We start from the raw sequence: 16,259 nt of genomic DNA, 5'->3' as shown, positions 1-16,259 counted from the left end.
CTCAGACGCTCCTGGTCTGCTTGGCGATCGCGGAGTCCGCCTTGAGCTCGTCGGCCTTCTTCTGCATGTTCGCGCAGAACTGCTCGGGCGTGATGCGTCCGGCCATCACCGAGTTGGTCTGGACCTGCCCGTGGTCGAACAGCTCCTTGTACCAGCCCTCGAAGCGGGCGTCGGTGATGATGTTCGTCCCGGCCGCCTCCTGGGCCTTGGCCGCGCTGCGCACCGCCGAGGTCAGGTCGAGGCCGTCGACCACGCCGTTGACGACGGTGAGGTTCTTGGTCAGCTCGGTGTAGCCGCGCGCGCCCTCCCGCGACAACATCATGCGCAGGTACTCCAGGCCGCCCTGCGGGTTCTTGCCCTTGGCCGCCACGAAGAACGCCTCGCTCACCCCGATCATGATCGCCTCGTACGGCATCGCGTCGGCGGCGGTGATGCTGGGCACCGGGGCGATCGCGTACTCGAACGAGGCCGGCCGGTCCTTGGCCATCTCGTTCTCCAGCCAGGAGCCGCATGGGTAGAACAGCACCTTGTCCTGCAGGTGCTTGACCTGCGTCTGGGTGTGGTCGAGCCCGAAGTACGCCTTGTCGCCGAAGTCGCGCTGCACCTGCGCCCACGCCGCGACGGCCTGCCGTACGGGCTCGGCCTGCCAGGCGCCGTCGGCGAGGTTGTCGATGTCGACGATCACCTTGTTGCCGCCGATCTTGGCGGCGCTGTAGACCAGGTTCCAGAGCTGGTAGAAGGGGCCGACCTGGCCCGGGTAGGCGAACAGCGCGATGCCCGCCTTCTTGGCCTCCTCACCGAGGGCGTTGAACTCCGCCCACGTCTTCGGCGCCTGCCAGCCGCGCTTGTCGAACAGCTTGGCGTTGTACCACAGGGCGCGGTGGGCGACCGTGTACTGCAGCACCCGCGGCACGCCGTCGATCAGCGAGTTCTCGTAGACGCCGCCGACCAGGGTGTCGCGCACCTTCTTGGCCGGGTCCACCAGGGAGGGGGCGTCGAAGAGCGGCGTCAGGTCGGCGAGGTGCCCCTCGGCGACGAGCGACTGCAGGTCGAGGGCGTCGGGGCCGGAGTTGTTGACCACGTCGGGCGCGTCGCCGCTGATGAAGCGGGGGCGCAGCTGCGTGCCGACCTTCTGGGTGGGCACGTGCTTGATCTTGGCGGTCTTGTACGCCTTGCTGTAGAGGGCCTCGTGCAGGTCGGTCGCGTAGCCGTCGCCGTTGCCGCCGCTGAAGATCACGACTTCCAGTTGCCTGGCGGCGTCCACGCCGAGGGGGTTGGCGGCCGAGGTGGGCGCGGCCGAGGTGGAGGCGACTGGAGCGGCGGAGCGGCCCGTGGCGCACGCGGCGAGCAGCCCTGCGCCCGGTCCCGCCGTCAGGGCGGTGAGTCCGATACGTCGAAGAACCTCACGTCGGCTGGGGTTGGTGGACATGGGTGGCCTCCTTGACCGCCAACCGTCCGGATACTTTCCAGACGGTTGGCGGCTGACTTTAGACTTACCGCCCTACGTGCGTCAATACCTCTAGAACTGTGCTCGGAGACGAGCCTTGGCCTCCTCGGAGGCCCCGATGCGGTCCAGGCCGTTCAGTGCGGCCCCGACGATCGGCGGCTGGTCCGGGATCACCTGCTTGGCCAGCGGAGCCCGTACGGCGAACCGCTCCTCCAGCATCGCGACCAGCAGCGGGATGCGCGCGTGCAGCACGCCCCCGCCCAGCACGACCTCCGTCGGCGTCTCCAGCAGGTCCAGCCGGCGCAGGCACACCTCGGCCATCACCACGATCTCGTCGGCCAGCCGGGTGACCAGCTCCAGCGCGATCGCGTCAGCCGACGCTGCGGCCTCGAACACCTTGGGTGCGAGCGCGGTCAGGTGATGCCGCTCGATCTGCCCGAAATGCACCCCGAGCACCACCTCCTCGACCGTCCGCGTGCCGAAATGCGCCTTGATCAGCTCGGCGAGGGCGGTAGGGGCGCCCCGGCCGTCCTCGGCGCGGATGGCGTGCCACAACGCCTCCTCGGCCAGGCCGCCGCCGCCACCCCAGTCGCCGCTGATCCGGCCGAGCGCGGGGAAGCGGGCCACCCCGCCCGTGGGCGAGACGCCGACCGCGTTGATGCCCGCGCCGCACACCACCGCGACGCCGCTGGGCCCGGACGCCCCCGAACGCAGCAGCGCGAAGCTGTCGTTGCCCACGACGACGTCGGCGGCCATCCCGCGGGCGCGGAACTCGGCCGCGAGAGCCTCCTCCTCCACCGGCAGGTCGGCCCCGGCCAGGTAGGCGTAGAGCTGGTCGGCGTACGGGGGAACGGCCGCCGGCCCGAGTGCCCGCCGCACGGCCTGCTCCACGACGTCCACGGCCGCCGGCACGCCGACGGTCTGCGGCTCGAACGGCCCGCCGTCGCCCTGGGCCAGGATCGTGCCGTCGCCCGAGAGCACGACGACGTGCGTCTTGCTGTTGCCCGCGTCCACAGCGATGATCACCATGGCAGGTACCGCTCGTTCGCCGCCAGCAGCAGGCCGGTCAGCTCGTCCGCGACGGCCTCCTGGCCGATCAGCGGATGGGCCAGCAACGCGTTGCGCACCCGGTCCGCGCGGCCGTGCAGCGCCGCGTCGAGCGCCAGCTCCTCGTACGCGGAGACGTTCGCGATCAGGCCCGCGTACAGCGGCTCCACCGGATCGACCGGCAGCGGCGCCGCCCCGGACGCCGACACCCTGGCCGGGACCTCGATGACCGCCTCGTCGCGCAGGAACGGCAGCGTCCCGTCGTTGCGGGTGTTGACCACCTGGACGTCGCCCCGGTCGCCGAGCAGCGAGGCGATCAGCGCGACGGCGGCCTCGGAGTAGTAGGCGCCGCCCCGCTTGTCCAGCAGGTCCGGCTTGGTGTCCACGGCCGGGTCCGCGTACAGCTCCAGGAGCTGGGTCTCCATCGCCGCGACCTCGGCCGCCCGCGACGGCTTGGCCCGCTGCTCGCTCACCACCAGGTCGTGGGCGTAGAAGTAGCGCAGGTAGTAGGACGGGACCACCTGGAGCCTGCGCAGCAGCCCGACCGGCAGGCCGATGTCGTCGGCCAGCTCCTGCCCGTGCTCGGCGAGCAGCCGCGGCAGCACGTCCTCGCCGTCGACCACGACCGACCGCTCCCACGTCAGGTGGTTGAGCCCGACGTGCCCGAGCGCGACCTGCTCCGGCGGCACGCCGAGGTGCCGGGCGAAGCGGCGCTGGAACCCGATGGCCACGTTGCACAGGCCGATCGCGCGGTGCCCGGCGTCCAGCAGCGCTCTGGTGACGATGCCGACCGGGTTGGTGAAGTCGACGATCCAGGCGTCGGGGGCGTGGGCGCGTACCTGCTCGGCCAGTTCGAGCACGACCGGGACCGTGCGCAGGGCCTTGGCGAGCCCGCCCGCGCCCGTCGTCTCCTGGCCGATGCAGCCGCACTCCAGCGGCAGCGTCTCGTCCACGTTCCGCGCGGCCTGGCCGCCCACCCTGAGCTGGAAGAGCACGGCGTCCGCGCCCGCCACCCCCTCGGCCACGTCGGTGGTGGCGATCACCTTCGCCGGGTGCCCGGCCCTGCGCAACATCCTGCGGGACACGCCCGCCACCAGGTCGAGCCGCGTGGCGTCCGGGTCGATCAGGGCGATCTCGGTGAGCGGCAGCTCGTCGCGCAGCCTGGCGAAGCCGTCGATGAGCTCGGGGGTGTAGGTCGAACCGCCCCCGATCACGGCGAGTCTCATGTGCACTCCTCAATTAGGAAACTTTCCTAACCGCCGAACCTACCCGACCTCCTCCGATTCGACTCCTCCCACCCCGTTCCAGGAAATTTCCGCTGACCGTGTAGAGAGCCCGCCGTCGGCTCCGACTCCCTGGTGAAGGCGCCGGACGGGCGCCACGGACAACAGGAGACGAACCAGGATGAGCAAGGTCACGTGCGACATGGGGATGTCCGTCGACGGCTACGTGGCGGGGCCGAACCAGAGCCTGGAGCAGCCGTTCGGCGACGGCGTGGGCGACCGGCTGCACGAGTGGATGCTGCAGGAGCCCGAGCGGCACGCGGAGGTCATCGAGGCCATCACGGCGGCCGGGGCGTTCATCATGGGACGCAACATGTTCGACCCCGGCCGCGGCGCCTTCGACCTGGGCTGGACCGGCTGGTGGGGGGAGGAGCCGCCGTACCACGCGCCGGTGTTCGTCCTCACCCACCACTCGCGCGAGCCGCTGCCCATGAAGGGCGGCACGACGTTCTTCTTCGTCACGGACGGCATCGAGGCCGCCCTCGCCATGGCTCGGGAGGCGGCGGGGGACCGCGACATCTCCATCGCCGGCGGCGCCGCCACCGTCAACCAGTACCTGGCCGCCGGTCTCATCGACGAGCTCCGCCTGCACGTCGCGCCGGTGATCCTCGGCCGCGGGGAACGCCTCCTCGCCGACGCCGGCGACATCACCCTCACCCCGGCGGCCCCGCCCACGGGCACCGACCTGGTCACCCATCTGACATACCGGGTGGTCCGCTAGGCACGGCCCTTTCCAGGTCGGCCCATACGACACGGTGGCCGTGCGGTCCGGCGGTGTGCGTGCCGCTCCTGACCGACAACGCGGCCACCAGGCCGAGGCCGCGACCTGTCTCCCGCAGGGACCCCGCGTCCAGCGGGGCGAAGCGCGGTTCCCGGTCCGCCGTCCCGGGGTCTACCACTTCGAGGCGTACGAATCCGTCCCAGATCCCGAGCAGCACCATGACCCAGTCGCGGTCGGGGCCCGGCGGCACATGCCTGACCGCGTTGGTGACCAGCTCTGAGACGACCGTCAGTGCATCGTCCCGAACCAGCGGATCGACGTCCGCCAGCCAGCGCCGAATCGTCTGCCGGCTTTCTGTGGGGGCTCGGTCGCCGCGCCTCAGCGTCATGCCTTTCCGGCTGGAGACGGTCTGGAGAAGTGACATGAATTCCCTCCAAAGCGAATCCGAACGTTGCTTGCGACAAAAGCGCTGTCGCCTGGGTTCAGCATGAACGGTCGCGCGCGCCCGCAGCGCTCACACCTCGCGAAACCCGTCCGACAAGGTGCGACGCCTATCATGTATTGATTGTCGGAAGGGCGTCGCAGTAGCCTTCGGGAAGGCAATCCCCCTGCAATTGACCTGCGGAGACGCCATGACTCCCGATGTCGGCGACCATTTGTCACCCAGAGCGCGTTTCGCTCAGGACCTCGCGGACCGACGCAAAGCGGCTCGAATGACACAATCCGCGCTTGCGCTGCGCATTCTCTGCCACGAATCACTCGTCAGCCATGTCGAGAAAGGCCGTCGAATCCCCACGCTGGAATTCGCGCGCGAGGTGGACAAAGCGTTCGGCACCGACGGCCATTTCACCGGCCTCCACGAACGCATCTCCCAGTCGCCCGCTCTGGGCTGGTTCGCACGGTGGGTCGAGGAGATCGAACCGCAAGCCGTCATCCTGCAGTCCTGGGATCCGCTGCTGATCCCCGGCATCCTGCAGACCGCCGGCTATGCCCGTGCGATCTTCTCCGCCGCCACCCCGCCGGATCGCGTCGAAGAGCGAGTCCAGGCCCGCATCCGGCGCATGAGAATCTTCGACAGCAGTTGCCCTCCGGCCTTCCTCGCGCTCATCGACGAAGGAGTCCTGCACCGCCCGATCGGAGGCCGCGAAGTCCTGGCGGAACAGCTCCGCTACCTGCTGGATCTCATCTGCCATCCCCGCATCACCATCCAGCTGGTGCCGGTTACCGCCGGTTGCGTGGCGGGCACCATGAGCGCGTTCGCGCTGGCGCGGTTGCGTGACGGTGCGGAGGTGGTCTCCGCCGACTCGGTCCTCTCCGGTCATGTCACTGGAGATCACGAAGCGGTCATGCGCCTCAAGCAGAGGTATGACACCATCAGAGCCGACGCAGAGCCGAAGAACGTCACACCACGGGCGATTGAGGATGCGATCAAGAAATGGACCCAGTAGACCTCGCCGGAGCGGAATGGCGTAAGTCCAGCGCCAGCGGCGACAACGGGCAGTGTGTCGAGGTCGCGACCAACCTCCCGGGGATCATCGCCGTCCGTGACAGCAAGAATCCGCAGGGCCCGGCGCTGATCTTCACGCCTGCGGAGTGGCAGGCGTTCCTGCACGGCGCCAACCAGGGCGAATTCAACATCTGAGGCAGGCGTCTGTCGCTTCGGAATCGGGTTCGTCCGAGGGGTGCGGGGGGCTTGCCCCCACATGGACGCAGCCTGAGCCCACGTCGCGCGAAGCGCGCCCGTCGGCGAAGCCCCTGGATGGCACACGAGAACCGGATCCGTCGTATCGGGTGAAAGGGAGGTGTTCAGCCCGAAGAACGGAGTCGAGAGTTTGACGCAGGACACCGAGGTGGACGACGCGGAGGTGATCAGACGTGCCCGCAGCGACCCCGCCGCCTTCTCGGCGTTGTACGACCGGCACGCCCCCGCGCTCCACAGATACGTCACCCGCCGTCTGGGCGATTCGCTGGCCGACGACATCGTGGCCGAGACGTTCCTGGACGCCTTCCGCCGTCTCGCCCGCTACGACACCGCCCACCACGACGCCCGCCCCTGGCTGTACGGCATCGCCGCCAACCTGATCGGCAAGCACCGCCGTACCGAGATCAGGGCCTACCGCGCGCTGGCCAGGACGGGCCTCGACGCGGTGGCCGAGAGCTACGCCGACCGGGTGGCGGCCCGCGTGTCGGCCGGGGCGGCCCACCGCGAGCTGGCGGGGGCGCTCGCGACGCTGTCGCCGCAGGACCGCGAGGTGCTGCTGATGATCGCCTGGGCCGACCTCAGTTACGAGGAGGTCGCCCGCGCGCTCGGCGTCCCGATCGGGACCGTGCGCTCGCGCCTGCACCGCGCCAGGCGGAAGACCCGAGCGGCCCTGGGCGGCATCGACCCGTCAGCAGTCCACGACACTGCGCCGTCAGCCATCCACGACACCGACGAGGAGGACCCCGGCCGTGGACGATGACCTCACGCTCCTGCGCGAGCTGCGCGCGGACGCCCCAGAACCCGACGCCGACCGCCTGCGCGCCGTGCGCGCCCGAGCCCTCGCCCCGGCGTCGCCGCCGGCCCAGGCCGCGGGCCGGAAGCGGCGCCGGTTCTGGGCGGTGCCGTCGCTGCTGGCCGCCGCGACGGCCGCCGCCGCCGTCGTCGTGGCGGTGAACGGTTCCCACACCCCGGCCCCGGCCCCGCCGGCCGCCATGACCACCATGCCGGTACGGGCCGAGACGGTGCTGCGCCAAGCCGCCCTGGTGGCCGAGGGACGCCGCAAGCACCACGAGCCGCGCCCCGGCCAGTGGTTGTACCGGAAGGATCTGGTCAAGCAGCCCTACGAGGAGCGAGGCACGGTCCAGGAGTACTGGACCCGGTACGACGGCACCCGCCAGGCCCTCCGCCAGAACGGCGGCGCCATGGAATTCCAGGACATCACCCCCGACCCGGACGACGACGACCTGACCCCCCGGCAGTACGCGGCCAAGCTCGCCGACCTGCCCACCGATCCCGCCGCGCTGCTGGACCACGTCAGGGGCGACCGGCACTGGTCGACCCTGCCGAAGGGGACCGAGGCCGAGCGGCCGGACGTGCGGGCGTTCCGCGTGTTGTCGGTCTACCTCGACGCGGGCGTCCCCATGCCGCCGCGGGTCGAGGCCGCCATCTTCCGCGCGCTCGCCGAGCTGCCCGGGGTGCGGGTGGACCTCGGCGTACGGGACGCCGCGGGCCGGGCGGGGATCGGCATCGCCTACGAGCCCGCCGGTTCCGTCCCCGGGGGGCCGATGCGGGACGCGCAGGGCCGGATCGTCTCGCGGTCGTACCTGGTGCTGGACGCCACGACCTACCGCTTCCTCGGCAGGCGCGTGGACAACCTCCAGGACGAGGTCATCGGCGGTGAGGTGACGGCCCGCAAGGGCACCTTCTACGCGAGCGCCGACCTGGCGACGGGCGTGGTGGACGAGCCAGGCCAGATCCCCTGACCACAGGCCGCGCTACGGACGTGCGCCCAGACGGTCGACCCAGCCCATCTCCTCGTACGTGGTCTGGATCAGCGGCTCGGACCGGCCCGGCGCGCGGTACGGCCCAGCGGGTCGGTGACCTCGCCGAGCGACCTGATCGCGGGCTGCTCGGCGAGGTCTCCTCGTCGGCCGGGAGGGCCAGCAGTTGCCGGAGCGTGCCGGGAAGGTTGACACCGGAACGCGAAAAGGGCGCGCCCCCGGAAAGGGAGGACGCGCCCGTCAGGGTCGGCGCAGGTTTACCAGTCGCCGCCGCCGAAGTCGCCACCGCCGAAGTCGCCGCCGCCGCCGAAGTCGCCCCAGCCGCCGCCTCCGCCGCCGCCGAAGTCGCCGCCGCCACCGAAGTCACCGCCGCCGAGGTCGCCGCCGCCGCCGTCCTGGTAGCCCTCGGCGTAGCCGGCGCCGTAGCCGCCGCCGCCCCAGCCGCCGTGGAACATGCTGCCCATCATCGTGCCGATGAACATGCCGGTCATGATGTCGCCGAAGCCGCCGTAGTAGCCGTAGGCGTACGGCTGGTAGGCCGGGCCCGCGTCGTAGTAGGGGCGACGGTGACCGTCGACCATGACCTCGCGCATCTGCGGGTCGAAGCCGCGCTCGACGGCCTCGGCGTCCATCGCGCAGGCCGGCACGTCGCGCACCGCGCCGCCGGGCGGGGCCCAGCGCACGTCACGCGCCGACGGGCCGTGCTGCGGGTTGAAGAAGCAGGGAGCGCGCCGCTCGGGGATCGGCCGGTTGTTGACCTTGGCCTTCACCACGGCCAGCGCGTAACGGCCGTCCTCCAGGGTCTGGGTGACCTCGCGGACCTGGTCGGGCCGCTGGACCGCGTTGAGCTGGACCTTGGCCTTCTCATAGGAGTCGAGCGCCTGCTGCCACTCGGTGATGTGCCCGCCGCCCTGGCCGGCGAGGGTGACGTCGGTGTCGAGCTCGGTGATCTCCTCGCCCAGCTTGGTGACGTCCTCCTCCACGGTCTGCTTGACCGCGGCGAGGTCCTTGGCCTCCTGGATGGCGCGCTTCTTCTTCTTGTTCTTGGAGTACAGGAAGTAGCCGCCACCGCCGACCACCAGCAGGCCGAGCAGGGCCACCAGCGCGAACTGGCCGCCGGCGCCGGGGTTGGCCTGGCTGCTGGGGCTGAGGGCGCCGCTGCGGTCGTTCTTGCCCGCCGCGTCGACCCGGTTCGTGAAGTCCTTCACGCCCGCGACGATGTCGCCCGAGTTGGCGTTCACCGAGAGCTTGACCAGCTGGCCGGCGAGGTTGTCCCGCAGGGCGTTGGACCCGGCGAACATCGTCTCGCCGTCGAACACCACCACCGTCACCTTGGGACGACCGGCGTCGACCAGCGCCTTGCCCAGCGACGAGAGGTACGGCCCAACGGTGGAGTTGTCAAAGGTGCCGTCGGGCAGCGCGACAGCGTAGATCTTGCTGTCGGCGTCCTTCAGCGCGTCGTTGATGTCACTCTGCTGGCTGGAGCTCAAGGGCGAGCCCGACACCACGTAGAGCGGGGCCTTCTTCCAGTTTTGCACCACAGTCTGTGCGTCAGGTGGCGCCGCCGCGTTGGCGGCAGGGGACAGCGCAAGAACGACGAACAGCCCGGCGATCAGAGCCGCGATCGCGGCCCCTGCTCGGCGCAGCGAATGGGTCATTGGCAGCAAGCCTCCTTCGCCCATGAGGACGAACGGGCGGTCGGCAAAGTTCCTCACTGGGCACGTTACCTGCCCGCGACGGCGCGCAGGCACAGGGGAGCGGGCTCAGGCGTCCTTGATCTCGCAGATCGTGGCGCCCGACGTGACGGTCTGGCCGACGGCGGCCGACAGGCCCGTGACGGTGCCCGACTTGTGGGCCGTCAGCGGCTGCTCCATCTTCATGGCCTCCAGCACCACGACCGTGTCACCCTCGCTGACCACGTCGCCGTCGTTCGCGACGACCTTGACGATCGTGCCCTGCATCGGGCTGACCAGCGCGTCGCCGCCGGCCGTCGCGTGCTTCCGCGCGCCGCCGGCGCGCCGCGGCGCCTTGCCCGCGGCGGGCGCGGGGCCGGCCATGCCGAGCCCGGCCGGGAGCACCACCTCAAGGCGCTTGCCGCCGACCTCGACCGTCACCGTCTCCCGCACCGCAGGGGCGCCCGGAGCGGCGGCCACCTCGCCCGCGTACGGCTCGACCGGGTTGTCCCACTCGGTCTCGATCCACCGCGTGTGCACGGCGAACGGCTCGGACGTGAACGCCGGGTCGGTCACGACCGCCCGGTGGAAGGGCAGCACGGTCGGCATGCCGTCGATCTCGAACTCGGCCAGCGCCCGCCGGGCCCGGTCGAGGGCCTCGTGGCGGGTGCGCCCGGTCACGATCAGCTTGGCCACCAGCGAGTCGAACGTCTGCGGCACCGTCATCCCGGCCTCGTAGCCCGAGTCGAGGCGGACACCGGGCCCGGACGGCGTGCGCATGGCGGTCAGCGTGCCGGGAGCGGGCAGGAAGTTGCGGCCGGCGTCCTCGGCGTTGATCCGGAACTCGATCGAGTGGCCGCGCAGGGCCGGGTCGTCGTAGCCCGAGGAGCTCGCCGTCGGCGATCCGGAACATCTCGCGCACCAGGTCGACGCCCGCGACCTCCTCGCTCACCGGGTGCTCGACCTGCAGGCGGGTGTTGACCTCCAGGAAGGAGATCGTGCCGTCCTGGCCGACGAGGAACTCGCAGGTGCCGGCGCCGACGTAGCCGGCCTCCTTCAGGATGGCCTTGGAGCTGGTGTAGAGGATGTCGATCTGCTCCGGCGACAGGAACGGCGCGGGTGCCTCCTCCACCAGCTTCTGGTGGCGGCGCTGGAGCGAGCAGTCGCGGGTGCTGACCACGACCACGTTGCCCGCGCGGTCGGCCAGACACTGGGTCTCGACGTGCCGGGGACGGTCGAGGTAGCGCTCGACGAAGCACTCGCCCCTGCCGAAGGCGGCCACGGCCTCGCGCACGGCGGAGTCGTACAGCTCGGCGACCTCCTCCAGCCTGCGCGCGACCTTGATGCCGCGGCCGCCGCCGCCGTACGCGGCCTTGATGGCGATCGGCAGCCCGTGCCGCTCGGCGAACGCCACGACCTCCTCGGCGCCGGAGACCGGGTCCTTGGTGCCGGCCACCAGCGGCGCGCCGACCTTCTGCGCGATGTGCCTGGCCTGCACCTTGTCGCCCAGCGCGGCGATGGCGGCCGGGGGCGGCCCGATCCAGGTGAGGCCGGCGTCGATGACGGCCTGGGCGAACGAGGCGTTCTCGGCCAGGAAGCCGTAGCCGGGATGGACGGCGTCGGCGCCGGCGCGCGCGGCGACGTCGAGCAGCTTGGCGATGTCGAGGTAGGTCTCGGCGGGGGACTGCCCGCCCAGCGCGTACGCCTCGTCGGCCACCCTGACGTGCAGGGCGTCGATGTCTTGGTCGGCGTAGACGGCCACGCTGCCGATCCCCGCGTCCGTGCACGCGCGGGCCACCCGTACGGCGATCTCGCCGCGATTGGCGATCAGAACCTTCCGCACCGACCTTCGTCCCTTCCTCGTGGTCCTCGTGAGTGCTCAGCGGCCGAGGTACGCGCCGCCGTTCAGATGCAGCACCTGCCCCGTCATGTGCCCGGCTCCCGCGGATGCCAGAAAGAGAACGGTATCGGCCACGTCAGAGGGGGTGCCAGGGCGCCCGTTACGCGTGTTCTGCACGCGGGCCCTGATGCCCTCCTCCGTGAGCCTGCCGCGGAAGAACTCGGTCTCCATCACCAGGCCGGGAGCCACGACGTTGGCGGTGATGCCCCGGGGGCCCAGCTCGGCGGCCAGGTCGGCGGTCCAGGACTCGACGGCGGCCTTGGCGGCGCCGTACGAGCCGGACCCGGTGCCGCGCGCGGCGATCGAGCCGATGGAGACGATCCGGCCGCCCTCGCCCATGCGCGGGGCGAGCGCGGTCGTGACCAGCACGGCGGACAGCAGGTTGGCGTTGAGGTTGGCCCACCACGCCTCGGCGACGTCCGCCAGGTCGCCGGACTGCCCGCGGTCCAGGTTCGTGTTGCCCCCGGCGTTGTTGACCAGGACGTCCACGTGGGCGGGCAGGCTGTCGAGCGCGTCCTTGACGGCGGCCGGGCTCGCGGCGTCGAACGGCACGTACGCCGCCCCCAGCCGCGCGGCCGCCTCCTTGAGCACGTGCTCCCGCCGGCCGGTGATCGTGACGCGGTCGCCGAGGGAGGCGAACGCCTCCGCGATCGCGTAGCCGATCCCGGTGCCGCCACCCGTCACCACGACCTCGCGCATGAGTGGATCACTCCTTAGATCCGAATAATCCTCTGGACGACCATAGCCGCTCGGCATAACGGGGGCGACGGGCGGTGGCCCGCTTTATGGTGAGGGCGCTTTCACCAGTTCCAGGAGGTATGCATGAGCCAGAGTATGCTCGGCGGCAACCCCGCGGAAATGCAGCAGATGGCCAGCCAGTTCACGCAGCAGTCCGAGGCGCTCCGCACCATCATGACCGCGCTCGACCGCGAGGCGGCCAAGGTCGGCACCGCGTGGACGGGCCCCGGAGCCCAGCGTTTCAGTCAGGCCTGGCAGAACTACCGCACGGCCTTCCAGCGCATGACCGAGGAGCTGCAGGAGGCTTCGCGGGTCATCGGCACGTACCAGCGGAACATCGAGTCCGCCACGCAGTGAGCACGGACAGGGGCCCTGGCCCGCCGCCGGGGCTTCGTTCCGTGGCGAGTGGAGCTTTCCTCCCGGATCGGGCAGGCTACGCTCTTTCTTCATGATTGGTCGCGCCTTGGCGGCGAGCGTGCTCGCCCTGCAGTTCGCGGCGGCGCCGGCGCAGGCCGCGCCCGTGAGGTGCATGCCCAAGAAGGCCACCATGGCGATCGCCGAGACGTGGGCGCAGCGGCGGGTCAACGCGGAGAAGGTGTGGCCGCTGACCACGGGCCGGGGCGTCACGGTCGCCGTCATCGACAGCGGCGTCGACGAGACCCATCCCCAGATCCGGCTGAGCGGCAAGGCCGACCTCACCAACACCGGCTTTCGCGACTGCGTCGGCCACGGCACGGCGGTCGCCGGCATCATCGCCGGCCAGCCGCGCAAGGACATCCCCTTCCACGGCGTCGCCCCCGGCGTCAGCCTGCTGTCGATCAAGCAGGTCGCCGGTGACAAGGGTGACGTGGGGCTGCTGGCCAAGGCCATCAAGACGGCCGTGGACGAGCACGCCGACGTCATCAACCTCTCCATCGACGCCCCCGACAGCCCCGACCTGAAGGCGGCCGTCGACTACGCGCTGGGGCGGGACGTGGTGATCGTCGCCGCCGCCGGCAACCTGACCAAGGACGACGGCACGTCGGCCCCCTCCTACCCCGCCGCGTACGACGGGGTGCTGTCGGTGGGGTCGGCGACCCCGGACGGCGGGCGCTCGACGTTCTCCAACCCCAACGCGGTCGCCGTGCTCGGTCCGGGGGAGGGTGTCAGCTCGACCTGGCCGCTCAAGGGGTACCAGTCCGCCCTGAAGGGCACCAGTTACGCCGCCCCGTACGTGACGGGCGTGGTCGCGCTCGTCCGCGCGCGCCATCCCGGGCTGACGCAGCTCCAGGTGCGCAGGCGCATCACGCTGACCGCCGACGGCGCGTCGGGGGCGGGCACCGGCGCCGGGATGGTGAACCCGCTGCTCGCGGTGACCGCGGTGCTGCCGTCGGAGCAGGTGGCCGTGGCGCCGCCGGTGCCGCCGCCGCTGTCCGCGACCGTCGTGCGCAAGGTCGTGCCGCCGGACCAGCGGTCGATGGAGGTCGCGACGGTGGTCGCCGCGGGCGGGTTCACGCTGGTCGGGCTGGCGTTGGCGGCCTGGGTGTTCGTGCCCATGGGACGCAGGCGGCGCTGGCGGCCCGGCTCACCGCCGGATATCGGGAGAATTGACGGTTAACTGTTAAGAGTGACGGCCGAAACTGCTGATGCTTATGGGGCTTATTTGGTTAAATATCTCTGATCATGACGGACTCCTGAAAGGACGGTCATGGTGGAGAAGGACTCCCCCCAGGCAGCAGTACCGGAGCGGATCGGCGATCACGAGATCGTGAGCCTGTTGGGACAGGGCCCGCGTGGCGCCGTTCATCTGGGCAAGGAGTCCGAGGACGCCGATCCGGTCGCGATCAAGACGCTGACCGTCGACCCGGCGGCCGACCCGGACTTCGTGACCCGGCTCAAGGACGTCAGCCGGGTATCCAGCTCGTACGTGGCCCGTACGCTCGACGCCGGCGTCCAGGACGGCCTGCTCTACGTCGTACGTGAGCACGTCGAGGGACGTTCGCTGGCCGAGACCGTCGCCGCCGACGGCCCGCTGACCGGTGACGCGCTCGAACGCGTGGCGGTCGGCATGCTCACCGCGCTGACCGCGGTGCACCTGGCCGGGTTCGCGCACCGGGGGCTCACCCCGAACAACGTGATCCTCACCGGCGAGGGGCTGCGCGTCACCGACATCGAGATCGGCGACCCGGCCGGCGAGATCGGCTACCGCGCCCCCGAGCAGCTCAACGGCCTGCAGTACGGCCCCTACGCCGACGTCTTCGCCTGGGCGGCGACCGTGGTGTTCGCCGCCACCGGCTCCGCGCCGTTCGGTCAGGACGCGCACGCCGTGCTCACCGACGAGCCCGAGGTGGACGGGCTGCCCGATCCGCTGCGCCAGACGGTCCTCGCGGCGCTGTCCAAGGACGTGTCCGGACGGCCCACGACGTACACGGCGCTGCTGCGCCTGCTGGGCGACGACAAGGCCCCCATGCCGGCGGCGCCGATCGAGGGCGTGCCCGTGCAGGCGCCGATCGGCGGCGTGCCCGTGCCGCCGTCCGACCCGGCGGAACTCACCCTGATCGACGGCCAGCCGCCCGTGCCGGGCCAGCCTCCGGTGCTGCCCCTGGCCATCGAAGGCGTCCCGATCCCGAACGGCCCGATGATGAACGGCCCGATCCCCAACGGGCCGATTCCCAACGGGCCGATGATGAACGGCCCGGTCCCGAACGGGCCGATGGGGCACGACCCGATGCAGCCCGGCCCGTTCGTGCCCGGTGTGCCGCCGCAGGGCCCGATGGGGCATGAGCCCATGCAGCCCGGCCCGATGCAGCACCTTCCCATGAACGACGAGCCGGTGCAGGGCGTGCCGGTGCAGTACCCGCCGGTGCCCGTGCAGGCCGCATGGGGGCCGCCGCCCGGACCGCAGAACCCGCCCGTGGAGCCGGCCCAGCCCGCGACGGCCGGTGCGGGCGGCACCGGACCGGCGCGCAAGCCGTTCCCGATCGGCCTGGTCGCCGGCGTGGTCGCGGTCATGCTGCTGTCGGCGATCGGCCTGTGGGGCGCCAGCCGCTACTCCTCCAACGTCACCTTCGAGCCCGCCGCCGCGGCGGGCTCCGCGTCGCCCTCCTCGGGCGCGGCGGCGGCGGCCCAGCAGGCGGTCACCGCCGTGCCCACGCAGCCCCAGCCCGAGGTCACCGCCCCCTGGGCGACCACGCCGTCCCCTGACGACGACGGCGTCGGCCCGCTGGTGCTGCCGAACGACGACACCTCCGCCGACAACCCCCAGGTGCCGGTGCTGACCTCGGTGCCGACGCCGACGGCGGCCCAGCAGCTGACGGTCCCGACGATCCAGCCGACCGTGCAGGAGCGGAAGACCACCAAGGAGCCCGAGCCGACGGCCACGGTCACCAGGACGGTCACGCCGACCCCGTCCGCGACGCAGACGCAGCAGCCGACCGAGACGCCCACCCAGAAGCCGAACGGGAAGCCGACGGAGAAGCCGACGCAGAAGCCGACCGAGACACCCACCCCGACCCCCACGGCGACGCCCACCCCGACGGTCACGCAGCAGCCGACGCAGACCCAGAAGCCCACGCAGCAGCCGACCCAGACGCAGCCCCAGAAGCCCACCAAGGAGCCGGAACCCACCGAGGAGCCGGAGCCCACGGCCGCCCCGTCGAAGCCGAACCCCTACACGCCGACGCAGGTGTGCGGATCCGGCTTCGTGGTCCAGCGGTCGACCTCGTTCACCGGCGGCACGACGTACCAGCTCTACAACAGCGGCACGGGGCAGAACTGCGTGGTCACCCTCAAGTCCGGCCCCGACGTCGGCAAGTCGACCCCGGTCAGCGCGACGCTGGAGGTGCAGGGCGGCCCGAGCAACACCGACCGCGGCAACTACGAGTACTACGCCGGCCCGGTCAAGCTCCTCGCCAAGGGCAAGTGCGTGCGTTACTCGGGCAGCTCGGGTCCGGGCAACACCCAGGTCGACTGGGCGAACTGCGGCTAG

The 16,259-nt window shown here is 71.4% G+C and carries 14 protein-coding genes and 1 pseudogene; 8 read left to right on the top strand and 7 right to left on the bottom strand.

The annotated features are described in order from the left end of the window. Position 1 precedes the first annotated feature (1 nt). The 3 genes from ngcE to ACNF49_RS52305 all read right to left on the bottom strand — a co-directional run bounded on the left by ngcE (position 2) and on the right by ACNF49_RS52305 (position 3,720). Complete coding sequence (gene ngcE / locus ACNF49_RS52315) at positions 2-1,429, bottom strand: N-acetylglucosamine/diacetylchitobiose ABC transporter substrate-binding protein (RefSeq protein ID WP_482942308.1); 1,428 nt, start codon at positions 1,427-1,429, stop codon at positions 2-4. A 90-nt stretch (positions 1,430-1,519) separates the two neighbouring features. Further along, complete coding sequence (locus tag ACNF49_RS52310) at positions 1,520-2,476, bottom strand: N-acetylglucosamine kinase (protein ID WP_482942307.1); 957 nt, start codon at positions 2,474-2,476, stop codon at positions 1,520-1,522. Beyond that, on the bottom strand, positions 2,470-3,720 hold the full coding sequence (locus ACNF49_RS52305; RefSeq protein WP_482942306.1) for a 6-phospho-beta-glucosidase: 1,251 nt from the start codon (positions 3,718-3,720) through the stop codon (positions 2,470-2,472). The genes ACNF49_RS52310 and ACNF49_RS52305 overlap by 7 nt, the downstream gene beginning before the upstream one ends. 178 nt (positions 3,721-3,898) lie before the next feature. On the opposite strand from ACNF49_RS52305, the gene ACNF49_RS52300 reads away from it, so the two are divergent. Next, positions 3,899-4,498 (top strand): dihydrofolate reductase family protein, encoded by a 600-nt coding sequence (locus ACNF49_RS52300; protein WP_482942305.1) that lies wholly within the window; start codon positions 3,899-3,901, stop codon positions 4,496-4,498. Here ACNF49_RS52300 and ACNF49_RS52295 read toward each other — a convergent pair. After that, entirely contained in the window at positions 4,467-4,922 is a 456-nt protein-coding gene (locus ACNF49_RS52295) for an ATP-binding protein (RefSeq protein ID WP_482942304.1), read from the bottom strand. The genes ACNF49_RS52300 and ACNF49_RS52295 overlap by 32 nt on opposite strands. Positions 4,923-5,130: 208 nt before the next feature. On the opposite strand from ACNF49_RS52295, the gene ACNF49_RS52290 reads away from it, so the two are divergent. The 4 genes from ACNF49_RS52290 to ACNF49_RS52275 all read left to right on the top strand — a co-directional run bounded on the left by ACNF49_RS52290 (position 5,131) and on the right by ACNF49_RS52275 (position 7,963). Then, positions 5,131-5,946 (top strand): helix-turn-helix domain-containing protein, encoded by an 816-nt coding sequence (locus ACNF49_RS52290; RefSeq protein WP_482942303.1) that lies wholly within the window; start codon positions 5,131-5,133, stop codon positions 5,944-5,946. After that, positions 5,934-6,140 carry a DUF397 domain-containing protein gene (locus tag ACNF49_RS52285; RefSeq protein WP_482942302.1) on the top strand — a complete coding sequence of 69 codons (207 nt, stop codon included), beginning with the start codon at positions 5,934-5,936 and terminating at the stop codon, positions 6,138-6,140. The genes ACNF49_RS52290 and ACNF49_RS52285 overlap by 13 nt, the downstream gene beginning before the upstream one ends. Before the next feature lie 190 nt (positions 6,141-6,330). Next, entirely contained in the window at positions 6,331-6,960 is a 630-nt protein-coding gene (locus ACNF49_RS52280; RefSeq protein ID WP_482942301.1) for an RNA polymerase sigma factor, read from the top strand. After that, positions 6,950-7,963 carry a CU044_5270 family protein gene (locus tag ACNF49_RS52275; protein ID WP_482942300.1) on the top strand — a complete coding sequence of 338 codons (1,014 nt, stop codon included), beginning with the start codon at positions 6,950-6,952 and terminating at the stop codon, positions 7,961-7,963. The genes ACNF49_RS52280 and ACNF49_RS52275 overlap by 11 nt, the downstream gene beginning before the upstream one ends. Positions 7,964-8,238: 275 nt before the next feature. Here ACNF49_RS52275 and ACNF49_RS52270 read toward each other — a convergent pair whose 3' ends face one another. From ACNF49_RS52270 to ACNF49_RS52260, 3 genes and pseudogenes are all read right to left on the bottom strand, one after another. Beyond that, a complete protein-coding gene (locus ACNF49_RS52270; RefSeq protein ID WP_482942299.1) occupies positions 8,239-9,639 on the bottom strand; it encodes a hypothetical protein in 1,401 nt (466 codons plus the stop codon). 105 nt (positions 9,640-9,744) lie between these two features. Beyond that, positions 9,745-11,497 (bottom strand): annotated as a pseudogene (locus ACNF49_RS52265) (acetyl/propionyl/methylcrotonyl-CoA carboxylase subunit alpha). A gap of 36 nt (positions 11,498-11,533) precedes the next feature. Continuing rightward, on the bottom strand, positions 11,534-12,253 hold the full coding sequence (locus ACNF49_RS52260; protein WP_482942298.1) for an SDR family NAD(P)-dependent oxidoreductase: 720 nt from the start codon (positions 12,251-12,253) through the stop codon (positions 11,534-11,536). A 123-nt stretch (positions 12,254-12,376) separates the two neighbouring features. Between ACNF49_RS52260 and ACNF49_RS52255 the strand changes: the two genes are divergently transcribed. The 3 genes from ACNF49_RS52255 (at position 12,377) to ACNF49_RS52245 (ending at position 16,259) form a co-directional block, all read left to right on the top strand. Further along, a complete protein-coding gene (locus ACNF49_RS52255) occupies positions 12,377-12,649 on the top strand; it encodes a WXG100 family type VII secretion target (protein WP_352326956.1) in 273 nt (90 codons plus the stop codon). Between the two features lie 91 nt (positions 12,650-12,740). Further along, complete coding sequence (locus ACNF49_RS52250; protein ID WP_482942297.1) at positions 12,741-13,889, top strand: S8 family serine peptidase; 1,149 nt, start codon at positions 12,741-12,743, stop codon at positions 13,887-13,889. 150 nt (positions 13,890-14,039) lie between these two features. Then, positions 14,040-16,259 carry a serine/threonine protein kinase gene (locus ACNF49_RS52245; protein ID WP_482942296.1) on the top strand — a complete coding sequence of 740 codons (2,220 nt, stop codon included), beginning with the start codon at positions 14,040-14,042 and terminating at the stop codon, positions 16,257-16,259.

The sequence above is a fragment of the Actinomadura sp. ATCC 39365 genome, assembly GCF_054392275.1.
Note: the sequence above shows the minus strand (reverse complement) of the source record. Positions and strands in the feature narration are given on the sequence as shown.

Excerpts from the sequence above, each read along its gene's own strand:
- ACNF49_RS52250 (WP_482942297.1), top strand. The coding sequence starts at position 12,741 with ATGATTGGTCGCGCCTTGGCGGCGAGCGTGCTCGCCCTGCAGTTCGCG.
- ACNF49_RS52285 (WP_482942302.1), top strand. The coding sequence starts at position 5,934 with ATGGACCCAGTAGACCTCGCCGGAGCGGAATGGCGTAAGTCCAGCGCC.
- ACNF49_RS52295 (WP_482942304.1), bottom strand. The coding sequence starts at position 4,922 with ATGTCACTTCTCCAGACCGTCTCCAGCCGGAAAGGCATGACGCTGAGG.
- ACNF49_RS52290 (WP_482942303.1), top strand. The coding sequence starts at position 5,131 with ATGACTCCCGATGTCGGCGACCATTTGTCACCCAGAGCGCGTTTCGCT.
- ACNF49_RS52255 (WP_352326956.1), top strand. The coding sequence starts at position 12,377 with ATGAGCCAGAGTATGCTCGGCGGCAACCCCGCGGAAATGCAGCAGATG.
- ngcE (WP_482942308.1), bottom strand. The coding sequence starts at position 1,429 with ATGTCCACCAACCCCAGCCGACGTGAGGTTCTTCGACGTATCGGACTC.
- ACNF49_RS52260 (WP_482942298.1), bottom strand. The coding sequence starts at position 12,253 with ATGCGCGAGGTCGTGGTGACGGGTGGCGGCACCGGGATCGGCTACGCG.
- ACNF49_RS52300 (WP_482942305.1), top strand. The coding sequence starts at position 3,899 with ATGAGCAAGGTCACGTGCGACATGGGGATGTCCGTCGACGGCTACGTG.
- ACNF49_RS52270 (WP_482942299.1), bottom strand. The coding sequence starts at position 9,639 with ATGACCCATTCGCTGCGCCGAGCAGGGGCCGCGATCGCGGCTCTGATC.
- ACNF49_RS52305 (WP_482942306.1), bottom strand. The coding sequence starts at position 3,720 with ATGAGACTCGCCGTGATCGGGGGCGGTTCGACCTACACCCCCGAGCTC.
- ACNF49_RS52310 (WP_482942307.1), bottom strand. The coding sequence starts at position 2,476 with ATGGTGATCATCGCTGTGGACGCGGGCAACAGCAAGACGCACGTCGTC.